Source organism: Arthrobacter bussei, from assembly GCF_009377195.2.
Classification (GTDB): Bacteria; Actinomycetota; Actinomycetes; order Actinomycetales; family Micrococcaceae; genus Arthrobacter_D; species Arthrobacter_D bussei.
The window spans coordinates 386,813-404,302 of the sequence record NZ_VJXX01000002.1 but is presented as its reverse complement, the minus strand read 5'-3'; the positions used below and the strand labels follow the sequence as shown (position 1 = coordinate 404,302).

17 protein-coding genes and 1 tRNA gene are annotated in these 17,490 nt (G+C 69.9%); 11 read left to right on the top strand and 7 right to left on the bottom strand.

Annotated elements, in window-relative coordinates; translation table 11 throughout:
• The first annotated feature begins 39 nt into the window (after positions 1–39).
• The 8 genes from FNH21_RS10130 (at position 40) to FNH21_RS10095 (ending at position 5,790) form a co-directional block, all read left to right on the top strand.
• A complete protein-coding gene (locus FNH21_RS10130) occupies positions 40–1,410 on the top strand; it encodes a glutamate-5-semialdehyde dehydrogenase (RefSeq protein WP_152814785.1) in 1,371 nt (456 codons plus the stop codon).
• A 107-nt stretch (positions 1,411–1,517) separates the two neighbouring features.
• Positions 1,518–1,754 (top strand): hypothetical protein, encoded by a 237-nt coding sequence (locus tag FNH21_RS10125; protein WP_152814782.1) that lies wholly within the window; start codon positions 1,518–1,520, stop codon positions 1,752–1,754.
• 37 nt (positions 1,755–1,791) lie between these two features.
• The gene (gene nadD / locus FNH21_RS10120; protein WP_277819746.1) at positions 1,792–2,505 is read left to right on the top strand and encodes a nicotinate-nucleotide adenylyltransferase; all 714 of its coding nucleotides are present in this window, start codon (positions 1,792–1,794) and stop codon (positions 2,503–2,505) included.
• A gap of 268 nt (positions 2,506–2,773) precedes the next feature.
• Positions 2,774–4,096, top strand: coding sequence for a hypothetical protein (locus FNH21_RS10115; protein WP_191931834.1), 1,323 nt, complete (start codon positions 2,774–2,776; stop codon positions 4,094–4,096).
• Between the two features lie 27 nt (positions 4,097–4,123).
• On the top strand, positions 4,124–4,534 hold the full coding sequence (rsfS, locus tag FNH21_RS10110; protein ID WP_191931833.1) for a ribosome silencing factor: 411 nt from the start codon (positions 4,124–4,126) through the stop codon (positions 4,532–4,534).
• A complete protein-coding gene (locus FNH21_RS10105) occupies positions 4,531–5,211 on the top strand; it encodes a histidine phosphatase family protein (RefSeq protein ID WP_338403233.1) in 681 nt (226 codons plus the stop codon). Before rsfS ends, FNH21_RS10105 begins: the two co-directional genes overlap by 4 nt.
• A 97-nt stretch (positions 5,212–5,308) precedes the next feature.
• Positions 5,309–5,381 (top strand) — tRNA-Ala (locus FNH21_RS10100).
• A gap of 73 nt (positions 5,382–5,454) precedes the next feature.
• Positions 5,455–5,790, top strand: a complete 336-nt coding sequence (locus FNH21_RS10095; RefSeq protein ID WP_152814776.1) for a hypothetical protein — start codon at positions 5,455–5,457, stop codon at positions 5,788–5,790.
• A gap of 119 nt (positions 5,791–5,909) precedes the next feature.
• Here FNH21_RS10095 and FNH21_RS10090 read toward each other — a convergent pair whose 3' ends face one another.
• The 4 genes from FNH21_RS10090 to FNH21_RS10075 form a co-directional block, all read right to left on the bottom strand.
• Positions 5,910–6,779, bottom strand: a complete 870-nt coding sequence (locus FNH21_RS10090) for an HNH endonuclease (RefSeq protein ID WP_152814773.1) — start codon at positions 6,777–6,779, stop codon at positions 5,910–5,912.
• 89 nt (positions 6,780–6,868) lie between these two features.
• The gene (locus tag FNH21_RS10085; RefSeq protein WP_191931832.1) at positions 6,869–8,512 is read right to left on the bottom strand and encodes a hypothetical protein; all 1,644 of its coding nucleotides are present in this window, start codon (positions 8,510–8,512) and stop codon (positions 6,869–6,871) included.
• Between the two features lie 313 nt (positions 8,513–8,825).
• Positions 8,826–9,095 (bottom strand): hypothetical protein, encoded by a 270-nt coding sequence (locus tag FNH21_RS10080; RefSeq protein WP_152814770.1) that lies wholly within the window; start codon positions 9,093–9,095, stop codon positions 8,826–8,828.
• Between the two features lie 297 nt (positions 9,096–9,392).
• On the bottom strand, positions 9,393–9,746 hold the full coding sequence (locus tag FNH21_RS10075) for a hypothetical protein (RefSeq protein WP_152814767.1): 354 nt from the start codon (positions 9,744–9,746) through the stop codon (positions 9,393–9,395).
• A 159-nt stretch (positions 9,747–9,905) separates the two neighbouring features.
• On the opposite strand from FNH21_RS10075, the gene FNH21_RS10070 reads away from it, so the two are divergent.
• The 3 genes from FNH21_RS10070 (at position 9,906) to metE (ending at position 14,639) form a co-directional block, all read left to right on the top strand.
• Entirely contained in the window at positions 9,906–11,090 is a 1,185-nt protein-coding gene (locus tag FNH21_RS10070) for an App1 family protein (RefSeq protein WP_152814764.1), read from the top strand.
• Between the two features lie 240 nt (positions 11,091–11,330).
• Entirely contained in the window at positions 11,331–12,233 is a 903-nt protein-coding gene (locus FNH21_RS10065) for a methylenetetrahydrofolate reductase (protein ID WP_152814761.1), read from the top strand.
• Between the two features lie 84 nt (positions 12,234–12,317).
• Positions 12,318–14,639, top strand: a complete 2,322-nt coding sequence (gene metE / locus FNH21_RS10060; protein WP_191931831.1) for a 5-methyltetrahydropteroyltriglutamate--homocysteine S-methyltransferase — start codon at positions 12,318–12,320, stop codon at positions 14,637–14,639.
• Here metE and FNH21_RS10055 read toward each other — a convergent pair.
• The 3 genes from FNH21_RS10055 to FNH21_RS10045 form a co-directional block, all read right to left on the bottom strand.
• On the bottom strand, positions 14,636–15,259 hold the full coding sequence (locus tag FNH21_RS10055) for a DUF1349 domain-containing protein (protein WP_191931830.1): 624 nt from the start codon (positions 15,257–15,259) through the stop codon (positions 14,636–14,638). The two genes, metE and FNH21_RS10055, sit on opposite strands and share 4 nt — an antisense overlap.
• A 152-nt stretch (positions 15,260–15,411) precedes the next feature.
• The gene (locus FNH21_RS10050; protein WP_152814754.1) at positions 15,412–16,455 is read right to left on the bottom strand and encodes an SDR family oxidoreductase; all 1,044 of its coding nucleotides are present in this window, start codon (positions 16,453–16,455) and stop codon (positions 15,412–15,414) included.
• A gap of 77 nt (positions 16,456–16,532) precedes the next feature.
• On the bottom strand, positions 16,533–17,486 hold the full coding sequence (locus FNH21_RS10045; RefSeq protein WP_152814752.1) for a LysR family transcriptional regulator: 954 nt from the start codon (positions 17,484–17,486) through the stop codon (positions 16,533–16,535).
• Positions 17,487–17,490 lie beyond the last annotated feature (4 nt).

Here is a 17,490-nt window from a genome sequence, read left to right as displayed (position 1 = left end):
CCCTCGGGCCCGGACGGAGTAGCTCGCTAGACTGTCCGCATGACCGAGCTCCAGGACGCCCGCACCACGCAGAACGACGACGACGCCGAGCGATCGCCGTCGACCCACCCGGCCGCGTCGGCCGCGTCGTCTGTACCGTCGCTGTCGCCGGACGAGCTGACCGAGGCCGTCCACTCCATCACCGACCGGGCCCGCGCCGCCTCGCGCGTCCTGGGCCGCGCCACCAGGGCTCGCAAGGACCGTGCACTGCTGGCCATCGCCGAGGCGATCGTGGCGCGCCGCGACGTCGTCCTCGCAGCGAACAGGGCCGACGTCGAACGCGGCCGTGCGGCCGGGACCTCCGACTATCTCCTCGACCGCCTGACCCTGGATCCGGCGCGGATCGACGGGCTGTGCGCCGCCCTCGCGCAGCTGGCCGCCCTCCCCGACCCCGTCGGCACCGCGGTGCGTGCGGAAACTCTGCCCAATGGACTGCGGATGCGGCAGGTCCGGGTACCCCTCGGAGTCGTCGCGGCGATCTACGAGGCGCGTCCCAACGTCACGGTCGACATCGCCGGGCTGGCGCTGAAGAGCGGCAACGCCGTCGTCCTCCGCGGTGGGAGCGCGGCCCAGGCGACCAACGCCGCGTTGATCGGCATCATCCGCGACACTCTCGAGGACCACGGGCTGCCCGATGACACCGTCCTCACCATCGACGAGTACGGCAGGGCCGGGGCCCAGGTCCTCATGGCGGCGCGCGGCCGGATCGACGTCCTCATCCCGCGCGGTGGCCGCGACCTCATCCAGTCCGTCGTGACGACGGCGCGCGTGCCGGTCATCGAGACCGGTGAGGGCAACGTCCACATCCTGCTCGACGCGTCCGCGGACGAGGAGATGGCCGTCGACCTGCTGCTCAACGCCAAGACCCAGCGGCCCAGTGTGTGCAACACCGTCGAGACGCTCCTCGTGCACAGCCGGTCGGCGGCGGCACCGGGCGTGCTCGCCGCGCTCGTCCGTGCCGGTGTCACCCTGCACGTGGACGATCGGGCCCGGGCGCTGCTGCCCGAGGGGACCGACGCTCCCGCGGCGACCGAGGACGACTGGGGCCGTGAGTACATGCAACTGGACCTCGCGGTGCGGACCGTCGACTCCGTCGACGAGGCCCTCACGCACATCCGACGGTGGAGCACGGGGCACAGTGAGGCCATCATCACCAACGACCTCTCGGCATCCGAGGAGTTCGTCGCCGGTGTCGACTCCGCAGCCGTCCTGGTGAACGCCTCGACCCGTTTCGTCGACGGCGGGGAACTGGGACTGGGTGCGGAGGTCGGGATCTCCACGCAGAAGATGCACGCGCGCGGGCCCATGGGCCTCAGCGAGCTCACGACGACCAAGTGGATCGTCCAGGGCGAGGGCCAGATCCGGCGCTGAAGGCCGTGGCCGAGGGGAGGCCCCGAGGGCCGAGCGCGTACCATGGGACGTAATGCCCGCGCCGGACCGGATGGTCCGGCAGTTCATGACCCGACAGAGGACACACGATGCTCTACTCCCTCGGCAGCGCACTGCTGGCGACCGAAGCCATGGAACACCACACCGAACTCCCGATGCCTGCCATCGCGTACGGACTGATCGCCATGGGCATCCTCCTGACCCTCATGATCGTCACGGTGTCCTTCTCCAACGTGCGCAACCGGCACGAGGCCGTCGAGGAGCACATCGATCCCCACAAGCAGCACGCCAACAACCACGACCACGGTGAAGCGGGCCGGCACTAGCCGTACCGGTCCCGTGGACAGCAACCGGAGGGACGTCATGGGCGGGCCCCGGCAGCGACACCGTGACGGCTCACCCTGGCGCCTCGGCGTCATGGGTGGGACCTTCGATCCGATCCATCACGGGCACCTCGTGGCCGCGAGCGAGGTGGCCTCGGTCTTCGATCTCGACGAGGTGGTCTTCGTCCCCACCGGACAGCCGTGGCAGAAGGCGGACAAGGACGTCACGGCCGCCGAGCACCGGTACCTGATGACGGTGGTCGCCACGGCGTCGAACCCCAGCTTCACGGTGAGCCGGGTCGACATCGAGCGGCCCGGACCGACGTTCACGATCGACACGCTGCGGGACCTCAAGGTCCAGCGGCCCGATGCGCAGCTCTTCTTCATCACGGGCGCGGATGCGATGTCGCAGATCCTCACCTGGAAGAACGCCGAGGAACTGTGGTCCCTGGCCCACTTCATCGGTGTGACGCGGCCCGGGCACGAACTCAACGGTGGGGGACGCGACGTCAGCCTGCTGGAGGTACCGGCGATGGCCATCTCCAGCACGGACTGCCGTCGGCGCGTCGGCGAGGACAAGCCCGTCTGGTATCTCGTGCCCGACGGCGTGGTGCAGTACATCGCGAAGCACCGCCTCTACCGCAGGGTCGGGGACCTCGAGGCCGGCATGGCGTCGGAGATCGACGAAGACGTCTTCCCGTCGGAGGGAAGGCACGGGGGCGATCACAGCTCCGCACAACGACCAACCGGGTGAATCAGCAATGAGCAGGACGATGGACGACGCACGGGTCTCCGGGTCTCACGAAGCGGACCGTGCCGAGTCAGGGGAGTCGGTCATGGCAGGAAGCGACGCGTCGGCGTCAGGGGACGATCCGGTCGGTGGTTCGGAGGGGAACGCCGGCAGAGCACAAATCATCGCTGGAGCTGGAGCTGGAGCTGGAGCCGGGACCGGGACCGCGACGGACGGGGGAGCTGCCCCCGGGCAGCTGCTGCGCAGGAGCAGGAGAGCGGCCGGTACACCGGTGGACGCCGTTCCGGCGGGGCGCCAGGAGCGCGATTCGCAGGCCCGCGCCCGCGACCGGGAAGCGCTGCGAGCCAGGCGTGCACTCATGGAGGGCGGGACGGCCGGGATGGAGGACGGCGCCAGGCTCGAGACGCCCACCCGTCGTCAGCTGAGGTTGCAGCTCGCGCAGGGGCGCGCCGTCGATCCCACCGCGCACCCACAGAACGACAGCGTGCTGAACGATGCCGATGATGCGTCCGGCGCGGGTTCCGGCGCGGGTTCCGGCGTGGTGCCTACCGACGTCGCCGATGTGGATGAAGCCGGTGGGAGTACCGCCACCGTGCCCAGTGACGCCGCACACGCGTCCGGCGCGGGTTCCGGCGTCGTGCCGACCGACGCCGACGGTGAAGACGCCGACGGTGAAGATGCCGACGGTGAAGATGCCGACGCGGTCGACCTGTCGTACGCCGTCGAGGCACACCCGGTGCCCTCTGATTCCGGCTCTCCGGGCGCCGAGGAGAACGGCGCAGCGGACCCCGCCGTCATTCGACCCTCCGCCGGGACCTCGACGCCACGCGATGGTTCGACCACCGCAGGATCGTCGCGCGATCCGCTACCCGGCGGCCGCAGGGACCGACGTCGACAGACCGACACGGGCAGGATGGCGCAAGCGATATCCAGAGCGCCCGGGGCTGCCGGGGACACCGGGAAGGATGCAGCCGGCGCGGACGGAGGGTCGGCCGGGACGCCGTTCGAGAACGCTCCGGCGACCCGCGAAGCACTCCTCGACGACGCGCGGCGGCATGCCGTCCTCATGCAGGGCGAGAAGGATCCATCCGCGGTCGACCTCGAGGTCCTGGCGCAACAGAAGGCGCTGGCCGAGCGGGCCGCCGTCCTCAACGCGCGCGCCCGGCGGGTCCGGGAACTGGCAGAGCAGGTGCAGCCGCGCACGCCCGTCCCGAACGATCCGGCGTCGGCCCACAACCTGTCGATCGTCGCGCCGCCCGAATACCTCCAGGTACCCGGTGGCAGCCGAGCGATCCTCCGGGCGCCGGGTACGTCACACATCCCGATCGTGCTGCCGAAGCCCGGCCGGGAACCAACGGTCCCGCCGGCCGGGTCCGAGGAGACGGACCCACGCGTCGGCTCCGGCCGTTCCGGGGAACCGGGGTCCGAGCCCGTCGAGGCACGCAGCGCGTTCGGACTGGACCCGCTCGATGCGATGACGGCGGGGCTCGGGAGGATGCGCCGCGTACGCTACCTGCAGTACTCGTTGCTCGGGGTGGGCGCAGCCGCACTTACAACCGGGATAATGATGACAGTCAGCTCCCTCAATGGGTAAGAATGCTGGCCACACACAAGGAGATCAGTGAGCGCAACCGAACAGTCCATCAGCATCGCCCGCACCGCGGCGCACGCGGCAGCGGACAAGATCGCCCAGGACATCGTCGCCATCGACGTCAGTGACCGTCTCGCCATCACGGACGTCTTCGTGATCGCCTCCGCTCCGAGCGAGCGCCAGGTCAATGCGATCGTCGACGGGATCGAGGAGGAACTCTCGAAGCAGGGACTCAAGCCCGTGCGCCGCGAGGGTCGCAGCGAGGGCCGCTGGGTGCTGCTCGACTACGCGCAGGTCGTCGTCCACGTGCAGCACGAGGCGGACCGCGTGTTCTATGCGCTCGATCGGCTGTGGAAGGACTGCCCGTCCGTGGACCTGCAGCTCGAGGGTGCACTCCAGAGTTCGCCGCAGGCGGCAGTGTCCGACGACGTCACGGAGTGACGCGGCACGTACACGCTGACCCCGGGGCTCGCCGCGTCATCTTCTGGAGGCACGGGCGGACGGAGTGGAACCACGCGGGGCGGTTCCAGGGCCAGGAGGACATCGACCTCGATGCCACGGGCCGCGAGCAGGCCCTGCGGGCCGCCGAGGTACTCGAGACCCGCCATCCGTCATCCATCATCTCGTCGGACCTGCGCCGCGCGGCGGATACCGCGGCCGCGCTGGCGGACCTGACCGGCCTCCCCGTGTCCTACGACGAGCGGCTGCGGGAGACGGATGCCGGCCGCTGGCAGGGGTTGTCCTTCGCGGAGATCGATGAGCAGTTCGCCGAGGACAACGCCGCCTGGCGCGGTGGTGACCCGACGGTCCGTGCTGGCGGGGCGGAGAACCGCATCGACGTCGGGCGGAGGATGCTCGCGGCGGTGACCGAGGCCGTCGGGCGCATCGCTCCGGCCGGGACGCTCGTCGTCGTCAGTCACGGGGGAGCGATCAGGGCTGCACTGGCAGCGTTGATGGGGTTGCCGCCCGAACGGTGGGGGGCACTGGCGGGCCTCTCCAACTGCCACTGGTCCGAGGTTCACGAGGTCGTGGACCGGGGTGATGCGCTGTTCTCCTGGCAACTGACGGAGCACAACGTGGGTCTGGGGTCCCTCCCGGCCGAGCCCATCGAGGGTTGACCCCGACACCTCGGCCGATTTGGCGCTGCCGTCAGAATTCATTACACTGGACAAGTTGCTTCGGCGGTGTGAAAGCCTTCCGAAGGGGCGCACGTACGGGGCTATGGCGCAGCTGGTAGCGCACCTGCATGGCATGCAGGGGGTCAGGGGTTCGAATCCCCTTAGCTCCACAATGAACCGCCGGAATTCGAGGGCAAGCCCTCGGTCCGGCGGTTTTTTGTCGCCCGCGAGTAAGGTTGCTGCGTGACCATCGACCTCAGTACCGAGCGGACGCCGCTCGATCCCCGGATCAGCCCGGCCGTCCAGGCTTTCGACAGCGCGCCCGGCAGCGATCCCCGCGATCGGATGATCGCTGCCATCGCAGCCGCCGATGCTACCGACCTCCTGCACGACACGCACCGCATCGCCGTGGACGAGGAGACGGTCGAGCGGATCGCGTTCACCCTCGGCAGCATCCACAGCCGCGGTGAGGAGTTCGACGTCCGGGATTTCACGAGGACGGCGCGGAGGATCCTCGCCGCTCTGGTCGGGAGACCGTCACCGCCGGGCTGGGGCGATCAGGTCGGGGACGTGCGCTGACGAAGGATCACCGGGGGTGCGCCGTCGACGCCTGATGTCGGCTGCGCGGTGCCCGCGGGAGGTGCGTCCGCAGGACCGCCCGCACGTGCGTGGTCACGGCCGGAGGGCCACCGGCCGCGCTACGTCCCGGGTGTCCCGTCCGTCCCGTCCGTCCGCAGCAGTCGTTCAGCCGCGGCCTCTGCCGCGAGCTGCTCATCGGTCATGATCGCACCGCGCAGGTGGCCTCCGTTGCGGAGCATCGCCCTGAGGTCCTCGACGCTGTAGGCCAGGGGCCATCGGCTGTGGGCGACCACATGGCAGTTCGGGCACAGGGGCACCAGGTCCGTCGTCGGATCAGCCTCGTACCGGTCCGTCAGGTGCGCCAGGGGAGTGGTGTGGTGGAGGGCGACGAGATCCCGTCCGTGCTCCCCGTACGCCTGCTCCATGTCGAGCCCGCAGGCGTGACAGGCCGAACCCCGATGAGCGAGGGCAGTGCGCCGCAGGTCGTCGTCGTGCTCGGTGCGATCCACGATCACGCGGCGGGTCAGGTGCGGTGGCAGGACACCAGGTACCGGATGCACCGCCCCGTGGTCCGGGACGATGAACTCGGCCCAGAGACTCCGCAGGGCCGCAGCCTGCCGGTCGTCCACCGATCCGGACGCGGCCGACGGTGCGGGGAAGCCCGGAACGGTGCTCTCGAGGAGCGACAGCGGGACCTGGTCGCCGTGCTGCAGCAGGATGTCGAAGTCGACCTCGATACCCGGTCGGGTGTCTTCGGAGGACTCCGGAGAAACGCCTGTGACGACGCCGTGACCCGCGATGCCCTGCATCGCGGGTCCGCCGTGCGCGACCAGCAGCCAGACGTCTGCCCCGATGGGAACGGCCGGCGGCACGGGCAATGGCCAGTGCCGCCGGATGCTTCCCGTGCGCCGGACCGTGTCCACGTCGGCGGGATAGATCCCCGACCACTGCGTACCCGTCGTCCTCCACGCAATGATCAAGGCCACCATGGTGCCGAGTCTGCCACGATCGGCGAGGCGAACGACAGGAGAGGCCGGATGATCGGCCCCTCCCGTCGTTCAGGAGCTTTGACTACTCCTCAGTGTGCCCAGAGCCAGGGAGCGGCCGTGCCGTTGTCGTGCTGGATACGCGGGGGCGTGACGATGCGGTTGGTATTCGGGCCCGTGTAGTTCGTCGGCGTGAGAACGAGCATCTTCTTGCCTTTGCCGATCGGTCCCGACGTCGTCGTGTTGATCCACTCGTCGTTGGTGGCGCCGATGATGGTCAGTGCGCCGTCCCCGCGGGAGGACATGAAGTTCACGTGACGACGTGTCTTGGAGCTGTGCATGACCGGTTCATGGTGAACGGTGCCGAAGCTCTCCTCGTGATTGATGCCGATGACATTGCGGATGGACTGCAGGTTCCAGGTCTCCGAGTTGTTCGACTGCCAGAACGTGGGCATGCCGAACAGGGAGTCGTGCGTGAAGGCATTCCATAGCTTGCCCCGGTCGTGGCTGTTGTACCCGATCGGCGACGAGCCGACCTGAGCGCCCCGGACCCTCGATGCGAACCGGTCACCGCTCCACTGGTAGGCGTCCACCTCGATGTCCCGGGTGATGGAGTCGCTTCCGCGCCACCAGTTGAGGCCGAAGGTCTCGCCCGGAGGGGACCCGGCGTCACCGTCGATCCCGGTGATCAGCAGGTTCTCGACCGTCGTGCCCGGCTTCGACATGCCGACCATGATGCCGTTGAACAGATGACCCTGCGGCGTCCCCTGGAGCCAGAAGTCGGACAGGACCTGCGGGACGAGTCCCTCGTTCATGCGGAGCACGTAGAGCTGGTTCGTCTGGCCCGTGCCCTGTGCAGGAACAGTGCCGCCGAAGGTCGAGGTGTTGGGTTTGATGCGCAGGATCGTGTCCCGGCCCTCACCGATGACTCCCTTGACCTGCTTCGGCACGCGGATGGCAACCGAGGCGTCCCGGAAGTTGCTCACCTCGAAGACACCGGCAGGGAGCTTGAGGATCTTGCCCGAGAGTTCCGGTTTGGCCAGGACGCTGTTGATGTCGTCTCCTGGCCGCGCGATGCTGCTCCACAGCACCCAGTCGGATGGCACGGTGACGGGCGGTACCGTCGGAACAGGCACAGGAGACGGAGCAGGAGCCGGCGGCGGCGACACGGGGGTCGGCGCCGGAACAGGAGCAACTGTCGGTGCGGGAGTGGGTGCCGCCGTGGGTGCGACGGTGGGCGCCACCGTGGGTGCCGCCGTGGGCGCCATCGTGGGCGCCGGCGTGGGAGCAGGAGCCGGGGCCGTCGTCGTGAGCGGGGCTACCCAGAAGCGGGCGCCCTCGTCGGCCCAGCCTGCGCTCCGCAGCGTGCGGCCATCGGCCACGGACGCGCTGAATCGGTGCTTGCCTGCTCGGTGGTAGCGGCGAACCTCCACACCGCACGCAACGGGCGTGAGCGAGGCGTAGAACGCCACTTTCTGCTGCTTGTACCCGAACCGCGACTGCACGATGTCGTACTCGTCGACTCCCGCGACATCGGGAAGGAGCAGGTAGTTGCCGTTGAGGAACAGTCGGTGGATCGGCACAAGTCCTGCCGCGGCGGTGTTGGAGGCCCGGAAGACCAGGCCCTTGAGCTCGGTGAAGCCTGAGGACCGCGAGTTGACGGCCTCGGTGGCGGACGTCGTCAGGAGGGAGGCCGTCGTTGTCGGGTTGATGCTCTGGTAGACAGACTGTGTCATGGGCGTACAGGGCGTGCTGGCTGCCGCTGCGGGCGAAAGACCCTGCAGTGCAGCCAGCGGGGCGGCGGCCGTCAGGAGCAGTGCGAGCGCCACCCGGCGACGTGGCACCGTGCCGGGAACAGCCGAAGGAACGGGAGAGAGGGCCCGCAGGAAGGGGCCTCGGAGAAAGGGCATGTGGAACCTCGATGAACAGGTGTGCCCCCAGCGGGCACGCTCAGATCATCGCAGTCGTGCTGTCAAGCACTTTCTACCTGCGCGAAACCTGCAGGAACACTGCGCGCTCCTCGGGGATGCGCCGGCGGGAACGCAAGATTCAGCGCTGCAGCAGCCACCGGACGGCATCGTCACGGTCGGTGATGAAGCGGATGGTCATCGGCGAGCGGACGGTGAAGGCCGTGAGGACGAGGTCGACGGCGTCGGACCCGAGGATGACGACGCGTGCGGGGTGGCGGTAGGAGAGGACGGCATGACGGGCATCCCAGGTCACTTCCCTGAGTGCCGATACCTCGACGAGCAGCGGCAGGGTGGATCCGCCCGAGGAGTCGATCGCCCGACCTGCCTGCACGACGTCAGCGCGTTGCACGACCATCCGGGGCGCGCAGCAGGAAGGGCAGGGCCGAGACCGACACCCGGGACGCGCGCTGGGTCATGACCTGTGAATCCATCGAGAGAGACCGCCTCATATGGGCCTCCGACGGCATTCCACCGCTGCCCGGGCCGACACTGAGCCGCGTGTGCGCGGCGGGCCGCGCACAGGGGCGCCGACCAGCACGCATTCGACGCCACTGAGGCAACGGATGGGTCGGTAGGGGAGGAGTCCTGCTGCGCGCTCCGGGCGTGGTCAGCGGGCGCTCCGACGGCGTGAGGGGTCAGGCAGGCATCAGAGGACCCAGGGGCGTCGTTCCCTCCACAGGCCCAGTTCCTCCATGCCGTCGATCAGGATCCGCACGCCGGGAGCGAGCACCGGGCGGTCGTGCTCGACGGCGACCAGCGGTCCGTAATGACGCAGTTCCGCCATCTCATTGGCGAAATGCAGTGCGCGGGCGTCCTGGGCGGTGAGGGCGCTGCCGCCGGCCGCTACCGACTCGAGGGCCTCCTGCGCGGCGCCGAAGGCGATGGCATGCGCCAGGTCCGCCGCGGAGGCCGCGAAGTCCTCGCGGGCGGCCGTGTCCCAGTCCCGCAGGAGTGGCTCCTCCTTGACCCGGAGCCCGGTCGTTTCCCATTCCCGTGCCATGCATCCCCCGATGATCGTGTGCCGAGCCGAGTCCTCAGCGTCCCAGCCGGGGCCCTTTGCTACAACCCGCGTCCTCCTCCCGGGTGAAGTCGTTAGCCGGTCGTGACCTCGGTGCGGGTCCCCTCGTCGCCCGGTGCCGGCCGTGCCAGACTGGGAGGCATGTGTCCTCCTTCAGACCGTCCCCAGGATTCCGCCCACCCGTCGGCGGCTCCCGCACCGATACCCGGCACCGACCGGGCCGCCGTGCCGCCGGAACCGGCGACGGACCGTCACCTCGCGCTGCGCCTCGACGATGCCTGGCTGCGCTTCCAGACCCGTCTCGCCGTCCGACGCGGCCGGGTGCACACGGTGATCCCCTACACGGGCTACGGTACGACGGCCTGGGTCCGGGTCCTCGCACGCGTGGTCCTCGCTGATCCTCGGGACACCGGCGGCGGCTCGGAGTCCGGCCCGCTGAAACCCCTCCAGGAGGGGATGCGCGGCTGGCGCAACTTCACCAGCGCACCCGTCGCCCACGCCGTCGTGCACGTGACCGTCGGGGACGCGGTGCATGACGTCGTGGCCGACCGCGGCGGGGTGGTCGACGCCCGCATACCGGTGTCCCTGGACGCCGGATGGCACACCATCACGCTCCAGTCCGGGCAGTCGCGCTCCGTCGAGGCGCCAGTCCGCGTCGTCGCGGACGGTACGCAGTTCGGGGTCGTGTCCGACATCGACGACACGGTCATGGTCACTGCCCTGCCGCGTCCGTTCCTCGCCGCGTGGAACACCTTCGTGCTCGACGAGCACGCGCGCACCCCTACTCCCGGAATGGCCGTCCTGTACGAGAGGATCGTCCGGACCATCCCCTCCGCCCCCGTCCTGTACCTCTCGACCGGTGCATGGAACGTCGCGCCCACGCTGTCCCGTTTCCTCTCCCGCAACCTCTACCCGGCGGGACCGAAGCTGCTCACCGACTGGGGACCCACCCGCGATCGCTGGTTCCGGAGCGGCCAGGACCACAAGCGCACCTCCCTCGAGAGGCTCGCCGAGGAGTTCCCGGACGTGAAGTGGCTGCTGGTGGGCGACGACGGCCAGCACGACGAGGCCATCTACTCCGAGTTCGCCCGGCGCCATCCGGAGAACGTGCGCGCCATCGCGATCCGGCAGCTCTCCGCAGGAGAGGCGGTCCTGGCCGGCGGCCGCTCGAAGTCGGGCATGCGGGACACTCCGGGCATCACCTGGATCTACGCTGCGGACGGCGCGGGCATGTCGGCCCGCCTGGAGGAACTCGGCATCATCCGCAGCGAGGTCCGGTCCGCTGACGTTCCCGAGGAGACCGACGTGCCCGGGACCACCGACTGACGTCCTCGGTGTAGCCGCGTCATGAACAGCCGCACACTTGATGGTCCCGATCATGTGTCGTAGCGTGTGGTCCAGCTACTGAGGTAGCGGGTCAGCGACTTCCGAGAGGAAGTGTGGGTGCCCCCATGTGGGCCTGACATTCGTACGCAGTACCGCCGGTGTCCGCGCCGGTCGTTCCCCTGCACACCATCGTTCCCGGCGCGCGTACGGCGCGGCTGGGGGCACGTACGAAGAGGACCCATGCCGCCGCCCACCTATCCCGCCCTGTCCTACGAGCTGTATCCACCCAGGAATGCCGCCGCCGAGGAATCCCTGTGGACGTCCATCCGCCGGCTGGAGGACACGCGCCCGGACTTCGTGTCCGTGACGTACGGCGCAGCCGGAAGCAACCGTGAGACGGCGATCCACCTGCTGCGGCGGCTGCTCACCGAGACGACGCTGAGACCTCTGGCGCACCTCACCTGCGTGGGCACTAGCCGGGCCGAGCTCACGCAGATCGTCGAGCGTCTGATCGGTGGCGGGGTGCGGGGGATCCTCGCCCTGCGGGGCGATGCCCCCGAGGGTTTCGAGGCGGCTGCGGGCGACGTCGAGCACGCGGACGACCTCGTCCGCCTGATCCGCGAGGTGGAGGGCAGGCGCACCGCTCAGCTGGCCGCCGGCAGGGTCTCGGTCGGGGTGGCCGCCTATGCCACCCGCCACCCCGACTCGCCCAGCGTGGAGCAGGACATCGAGGTCCTCCTCGCCAAGGAGGAGGCCGGTGCCGACTTCGCCATCACGCAGGTCTTCTTCACGCCGTCGGACTACACGCGGCTCGTGACACGGGCGCGGCGGGCGGGCGTCACCATCCCGATCATCCCGGGTGTCATGCCCCTCACCAGTACACGGCGGCTGAAGAAGCTCGCCGGACTCGCGGGAGTGGACGTCGACGAGACCCTCTGGGCGAAGCTCGATGGCGCACGCACCGATGAGGAGCGACGGCGGGTCGGGGTCACCGCGACGGTCGGCCTCGCGAGGGCGGCGCTGGACGACGGCGCCCCGGGGATCCATCTGTACACGTTCAACGAGCATGCAGCCGCGCTGGACGTCCTGGACGCCCTCGACCTCGAACGCCCTCCCGAAGCAGGTCTCGCCGCCTCGCTGTGACAGGTCCGACCGGTTCAACCCGATCGAGCACCGCGCCCTACGCAGGACAGCCCTACCATCCACGACAGCCGTCAGGAGATCGAAGTGCCCGCACTCTTCCCGCACAGCACCATCATCGGATACCCCAGGATCGGCCCGCGACGGGAGCTCAAGAAGGCCCTGGAGGCGTACTGGGCCGGTCGCATCGACGCCACGGCCCTCGAACGGGAGGCCAGGAGGCTGCGCGAGGCCACCTACGCACGCCTCACCGGCCTCGGGCTGAACCCGCACGACGCCTCCATCCCCGCGTCCTTCTCGATGTACGACCAGGTGCTGGACACCGCAGTACTCCTGGGTGCGATCCCCGAACGGTTCCCCGACCTCGCCGCGGACCACGGCCCCCTCGGGATCGACGACTACTTCACGCTGGCACGCGGTGACGAGCAGCGGTCGCCGCTCGAGATGACGAAGTGGTTCGACACCAACTACCACTACCTCGTGCCCGAGATCGGGCCACGGACGCCGTTCACGCTGGACCCGGACACCCTGCTGCGCCAGGTCGCAGAGGCAGCCGACGCCGGGTACCGCGTCCGGCCCACGCTGATCGGACCCGTTACGTTCCTCCTGCTGAGCAAGGCGGCCGAGGGAGCCGGTGGCGGCTTCGCGCCGCTGGACCGGCTCGACGACGTCCTGCCGCTGTACGCGGAACTCCTGGATCGGCTCGAGGAGCGAGGTGTCCGGTGGGTCCAGTTCGACGAGCCTGCGCTCGCCACCGACACGCCACTGCCCGACGCCGTCGTGGACGACGCCGTCCGACGTGCCTACGACCACCTGTCGGGGGTGGCGGGGCGGCCCGCGATCCTCCTCACGACGCCCTACGGGGGCGTGGGGCAGCGCCTCGGGGCCATCGCAGCGACGGGTGTCGAGGCGGTCCACCTCGACCTGGTCAGGGGAGCCGTCCCTGCTCCCGCGGAGCTCGCGCTGCTGAAGGGGAAGACCCTGGTGGCCGGGATCATCGACGGACACAACGTCTGGAAGGCGGATCTCGGCGAGGCCGCGGCCGTGCTCGACCGACTGAGGGCGGACGGGGTGTCCCTGTCCGTCGCGACGTCCACGTCCCTGCAGCACGTGCCGCACGACACCGGCGTCGAGCAGTCACTTCCTGACGAGCTCCGTTCGTGGTTGTCCTTCGCGGATCAGAAGGTCGAGGAGGTGGTGGTCCTCGCAGGGCACGTCGCGCATCCGGGTTCGGCGGATCGCGCGATCGCCGCTGCCACGACGGTCCTCGCCGGTCGGCGCTCCGCTCCCGGCGTCGAGGTTCCCGCGGTCCGCGAGCGTGCGGCGGGGCTCTCGCCGTCGGACTTCGACCGTGGTGGTTTCGAGGAGCGGCGGTCCGCCCAGCAGGCGGCCCTGAACCTGCCGCTCCTCCCCACGACGACGATCGGTTCCTTCCCGCAGACCGCGGAGGTGAGATCCGCGCGTGCCCGGGCTGCCCGCGGCGACCTCTCAGCAGCGGGCTACGAGGCTGCGCTGCAGGACGAGATCCGCCGGGTCATCGCGCTGCAGGAGGAGCTCGGGTTCGACGTCCTGGTGCACGGTGAACCCGAGCGCAACGACATGGTGCAGTACTTCGCCGAGAACCTCGACGGGTTCGACGTGACGCAGCACGGCTGGGTGCAGTCCTACGGGTCGCGGTGCACGCGCCCGTCGCTGCTCTGGGGCGACGTCAGCCGGCCCGCACCGATCACGGTGCCGTGGACGTCCTTCGCGCAGTCGCTGACGGGCAGGCCGGTCAAGGGCATGCTGACCGGTCCGGTGACCATCCTCGCCTGGTCCTTCGTCCGGAACGATCAACCGCTGGCCGACACCGCCTTCCAGGTGGCACTCGCCCTGCGCGACGAGGTGCTGGACCTCGAGCGGGCGGGCACGCGCATCATCCAGGTCGACGAACCGGCCCTGCGCGAGCTGCTCCCGCTCCGCCGTGCCGACCAGCCCGCCTACCTCGACTGGTCGGTGCGGGCCTTCAATCTCGCGACGGCGGCAGCGGCTCCCGCCACACAGATCCACACGCACCTGTGCTACTCGGAGTTCGGTGCGGTCATCACCGCGATCGACGGCCTGGACGCGGACGTCACCTCGATCGAGGCAGCCCGCTCCCGCATGGAGGTGGTGCACGATCTCGAGGAGCACGGCTTCCCGCGCGGTGTGGGCCCCGGCGTCTACGACATCCATTCCCCGCGTGTCCCGTCGGCGGAGGAGATCCGGCTGCTCCTGGAGCGGGCAGTGCGCCACGTACCCGCGGCACAGCTGTGGGTCAACCCCGACTGCGGGCTGAAGACCCGGGGCTACCGGGAGACCGAGCGGTCGCTGCGGCATCTGGTCGATGCCGCGAGGGCCGTCCGTGCCGCCGTGGAGGTGCGGAGCTAGGAGCCGTCCCGGACCTCGAGGAGCGTGGTCCGAGTGAACCGGATGTCGCTGAAGGTCGCCCAGGTGCCCGACCCTGCGGGGGACTGCGCCACGAACCCGACCTGGAGCGTCTCGGCGGCGCTCCGTCCGACGGAGAAGTAGCGGATCATCGACCAGCGGGCGCCGTCGGGGGAGGCATGCAGGGCGAAGGCGCCGCCCATCCGGCTGATGCGGAGGTGGGTGCCCGAGCTGTCGATCGGCGAACTGTCGCAATCGTCGGAGGCCCCGTCGCGCGTCACGACCGAGACCACCCTGGTGATCCCGGCGGGATCACGCTCGGCGCACACCTTGAACCACGTGTCGTCGTCGAACCAGCCCAGCAGCACGCCGGAATCGAAGTCGGCGACAAAACCCGCGGCCACATGGGCCTGCAGCTGGAAGTCGCCGTCCACAGGAGCTGTCCATCGCTCCGCATCGGGCCGGGGGCTCTCGGCGCCCCGGGGATCGAGGAACAGATCGGCGCCCGCCCCCGCGGTCAGGCGCAGCGCCGTGCCGGTCACGTCCGGATCGCCGGGAGCGGCGGCGCCGTACGGCTCGAGAGGGAAGGGAAGGCCCGGACAGCTCCGGGATCGGGAGGTCACGCTCGATCCTCGCACGGGGCGCCTGCGGCTGCCATCGTGTCCTCGGGCTGGGTGAACCCCTCGCGTTCGGGCGATCGAGCATCCGACCGACGTATGGGCCGTCCTCGTGTCCCGGGAAGACCCACGGCGTGCAGGACGCCGGACGGCTCCCGTCAGTCGGCGCCCAGCAGTTCCCGCCCCAGGTTCGCAGCCCTGCCCGCCAGGACGGGGACGCCGGTCTTCAGCGGTTCGGCGAAGACGAGGGCGCCGAGTGCTGTGCCGAGGAGCGCGCTGCCCACGACGGTCCGCTGGACGGTCCGTCGTCGCCCGCCCCACCCGCCGCTCACACGGGCGTTCACCGGGTCGAGGGAGGGCCCGTAGAGATTCCCGGTGGAGTCCTCCGCCGATTCCTTCTTCGACAGGTGCGTGTTCTCGACCTGGTGTGCCATGAGCTTCTCCAGGCGCCCCGGCATGAGCCGATGCTGTCGGACCATGGATCGGCCGATGCGTCCGACAGCGACCTCCCGCGTGGGGGAGTCGACGACGCCCAGGATGGCTTTCGCCACCCGATCGGCCGAGTACACGGGGGGCATGGCAACCGCTCGCCGCCCGGTGTAGTTCGCCACGTGATCGAAGAAGGGGGTGTCGATGGTCGGCGGCAGCACCGTGCACACGTGGATCCGCTTCTTCCGGTCGAGAGTGAGTTCGGACCGGAGGCTGACCCCGAGGGCGCGGACCGCGGCCTTGGAGACGGAGTACGCGGAGGTGTAGGGCTGGGGGACCTCGCCGACGATCGAGGCGACGTTCACGAGCACCCCTGCCCCCTGATCCTGCATGCGTTCGAGGGCGGCGCGCGCGCCGTGGACGTACCCCATCAGGTTGACGTCGATCACCCGCTGGAAGTCCCGCATCGGGACGTCGAGGAAGGGGGAGAAGAAGGAGACCGCCGCGTTGTTGACCCAGACGTCGATGCGGCCGAACTCCTCCACGGCACGGCTTGCCAACTCCTGCACGGCGTCGTACTCGGAGGTGTCCGTCGGGACGGCGATGGCCCGTGAGCCGAGGGCGGTGCATTCGCTCACGAGTGACTCGAGCGCCTCGACGCGCCTGCTCGCGAGGACGAGGTCCACGTGCCGCCGGGCGAAGCGCAGTGCCGTCGCGCGTCCGATCCCGCTCGCAGCTCCCGTGATGACCACGACACTGTTCCTGATGCGCATGCTCGCTCCTCCGATTCCCTGCGGGATCCCGCGTGTCTCGAACCTACGGACGGCTCCGACACGGCCGCAACGGGGAATCAGTGGGAGGTGGGGGATGCGAGCGCGTGCGGGGTGTGCTTGGGCCCGATGCTCCGGGTGCGCAGGATCTCGGCGAGGTGATCCATGAACAGGCGGACACGTGCGTCGTCCGCGTCTCCGGTCCGGAGCGCGAAGATGCTCCGCGCCAGCCGGATCTCCGGGACGTCGAGGGTCACGATCCCCTCGGGTCGGCTCACCATCGCGAGGTCGGGGACCAGTGCGGCGCCGAGGCCGGCGGCCGTGAGTTCGAGGGTCGCGTTGAAGTCGTCGCAGTAGGCGGCGATGCGCGGGTGGAGGTTGCAGCTCGCGAAGAGACGCTCGATGACGGTCGCGTCGGCGGTGCCCGGGTGGTGCATGATCCAGGGCATGTCGGCCAGCTGGTCCGCGGTGATGCGGGCGCCGCTGCGGATGCCCCAGGTCGCGGGCAGGATGACGCGGAAATCGTCGTCCCCGATCCACTGACGGCTGAGCGTGGACGGCCAGGCGAGCCCGGCCTGGCCCACCTGGTAGACGAGGGCCAGATCGAGGTCACCGCCGGTGCGCAGGCCCTGAATGGTGTGGGCGGGCTCGCCGACGAAGACGCGGAGGGACACGCCGAGCCGCTGCCACTCCGGCATGCCGAGGAGTCGGGGCAGCGCGAACGTCGCAAGGCTCGGGAAGATCCCGAGCCTCAGCTCGTGGGCGGGACCGGCTCCGGCGCGCGCCGTGGAGGCGAGGAGGGCGTCGATGTCGGTCAGAACCTTCGCGGCGTGGCGGGACACGGCGAGGGCCGCGTCCGTCGGGATGGCACTGCGGGCGGTGCGGGTGAAGAGGGTGGCGCCGGTATCGCGCTCCAGCGCGGACATCTGCTGGGAGACGGCTGACGCCGTGTACCCCAGGCTGGTGGCCGCGCCGCTGAAGGACCCATGGCGGATCACCTCGAGCAGTGTCCGCAGGTGGATGGGGTTGACCATCTAG

Coding starts and splice junctions, on each gene's coding strand:
- FNH21_RS10130 (WP_152814785.1), top strand. CDS start 40: ATGACCGAGCTCCAGGACGCCCGCACCACGCAGAACGACGACGACGCC.
- FNH21_RS10125 (WP_152814782.1), top strand. CDS start 1,518: ATGCTCTACTCCCTCGGCAGCGCACTGCTGGCGACCGAAGCCATGGAA.
- nadD (WP_277819746.1), top strand. CDS start 1,792: ATGGGCGGGCCCCGGCAGCGACACCGTGACGGCTCACCCTGGCGCCTC.
- FNH21_RS10090 (WP_152814773.1), bottom strand. CDS start 6,779: ATGGTGGCCTTGATCATTGCGTGGAGGACGACGGGTACGCAGTGGTCG.
- FNH21_RS10085 (WP_191931832.1), bottom strand. CDS start 8,512: ATGACACAGTCTGTCTACCAGAGCATCAACCCGACAACGACGGCCTCC.
- FNH21_RS10075 (WP_152814767.1), bottom strand. CDS start 9,746: ATGGCACGGGAATGGGAAACGACCGGGCTCCGGGTCAAGGAGGAGCCA.
- FNH21_RS10070 (WP_152814764.1), top strand. CDS start 9,906: ATGTGTCCTCCTTCAGACCGTCCCCAGGATTCCGCCCACCCGTCGGCG.
- FNH21_RS10065 (WP_152814761.1), top strand. CDS start 11,331: ATGCCGCCGCCCACCTATCCCGCCCTGTCCTACGAGCTGTATCCACCC.
- FNH21_RS10050 (WP_152814754.1), bottom strand. CDS start 16,455: ATGCGCATCAGGAACAGTGTCGTGGTCATCACGGGAGCTGCGAGCGGG.
- FNH21_RS10045 (WP_152814752.1), bottom strand. CDS start 17,486: ATGGTCAACCCCATCCACCTGCGGACACTGCTCGAGGTGATCCGCCAT.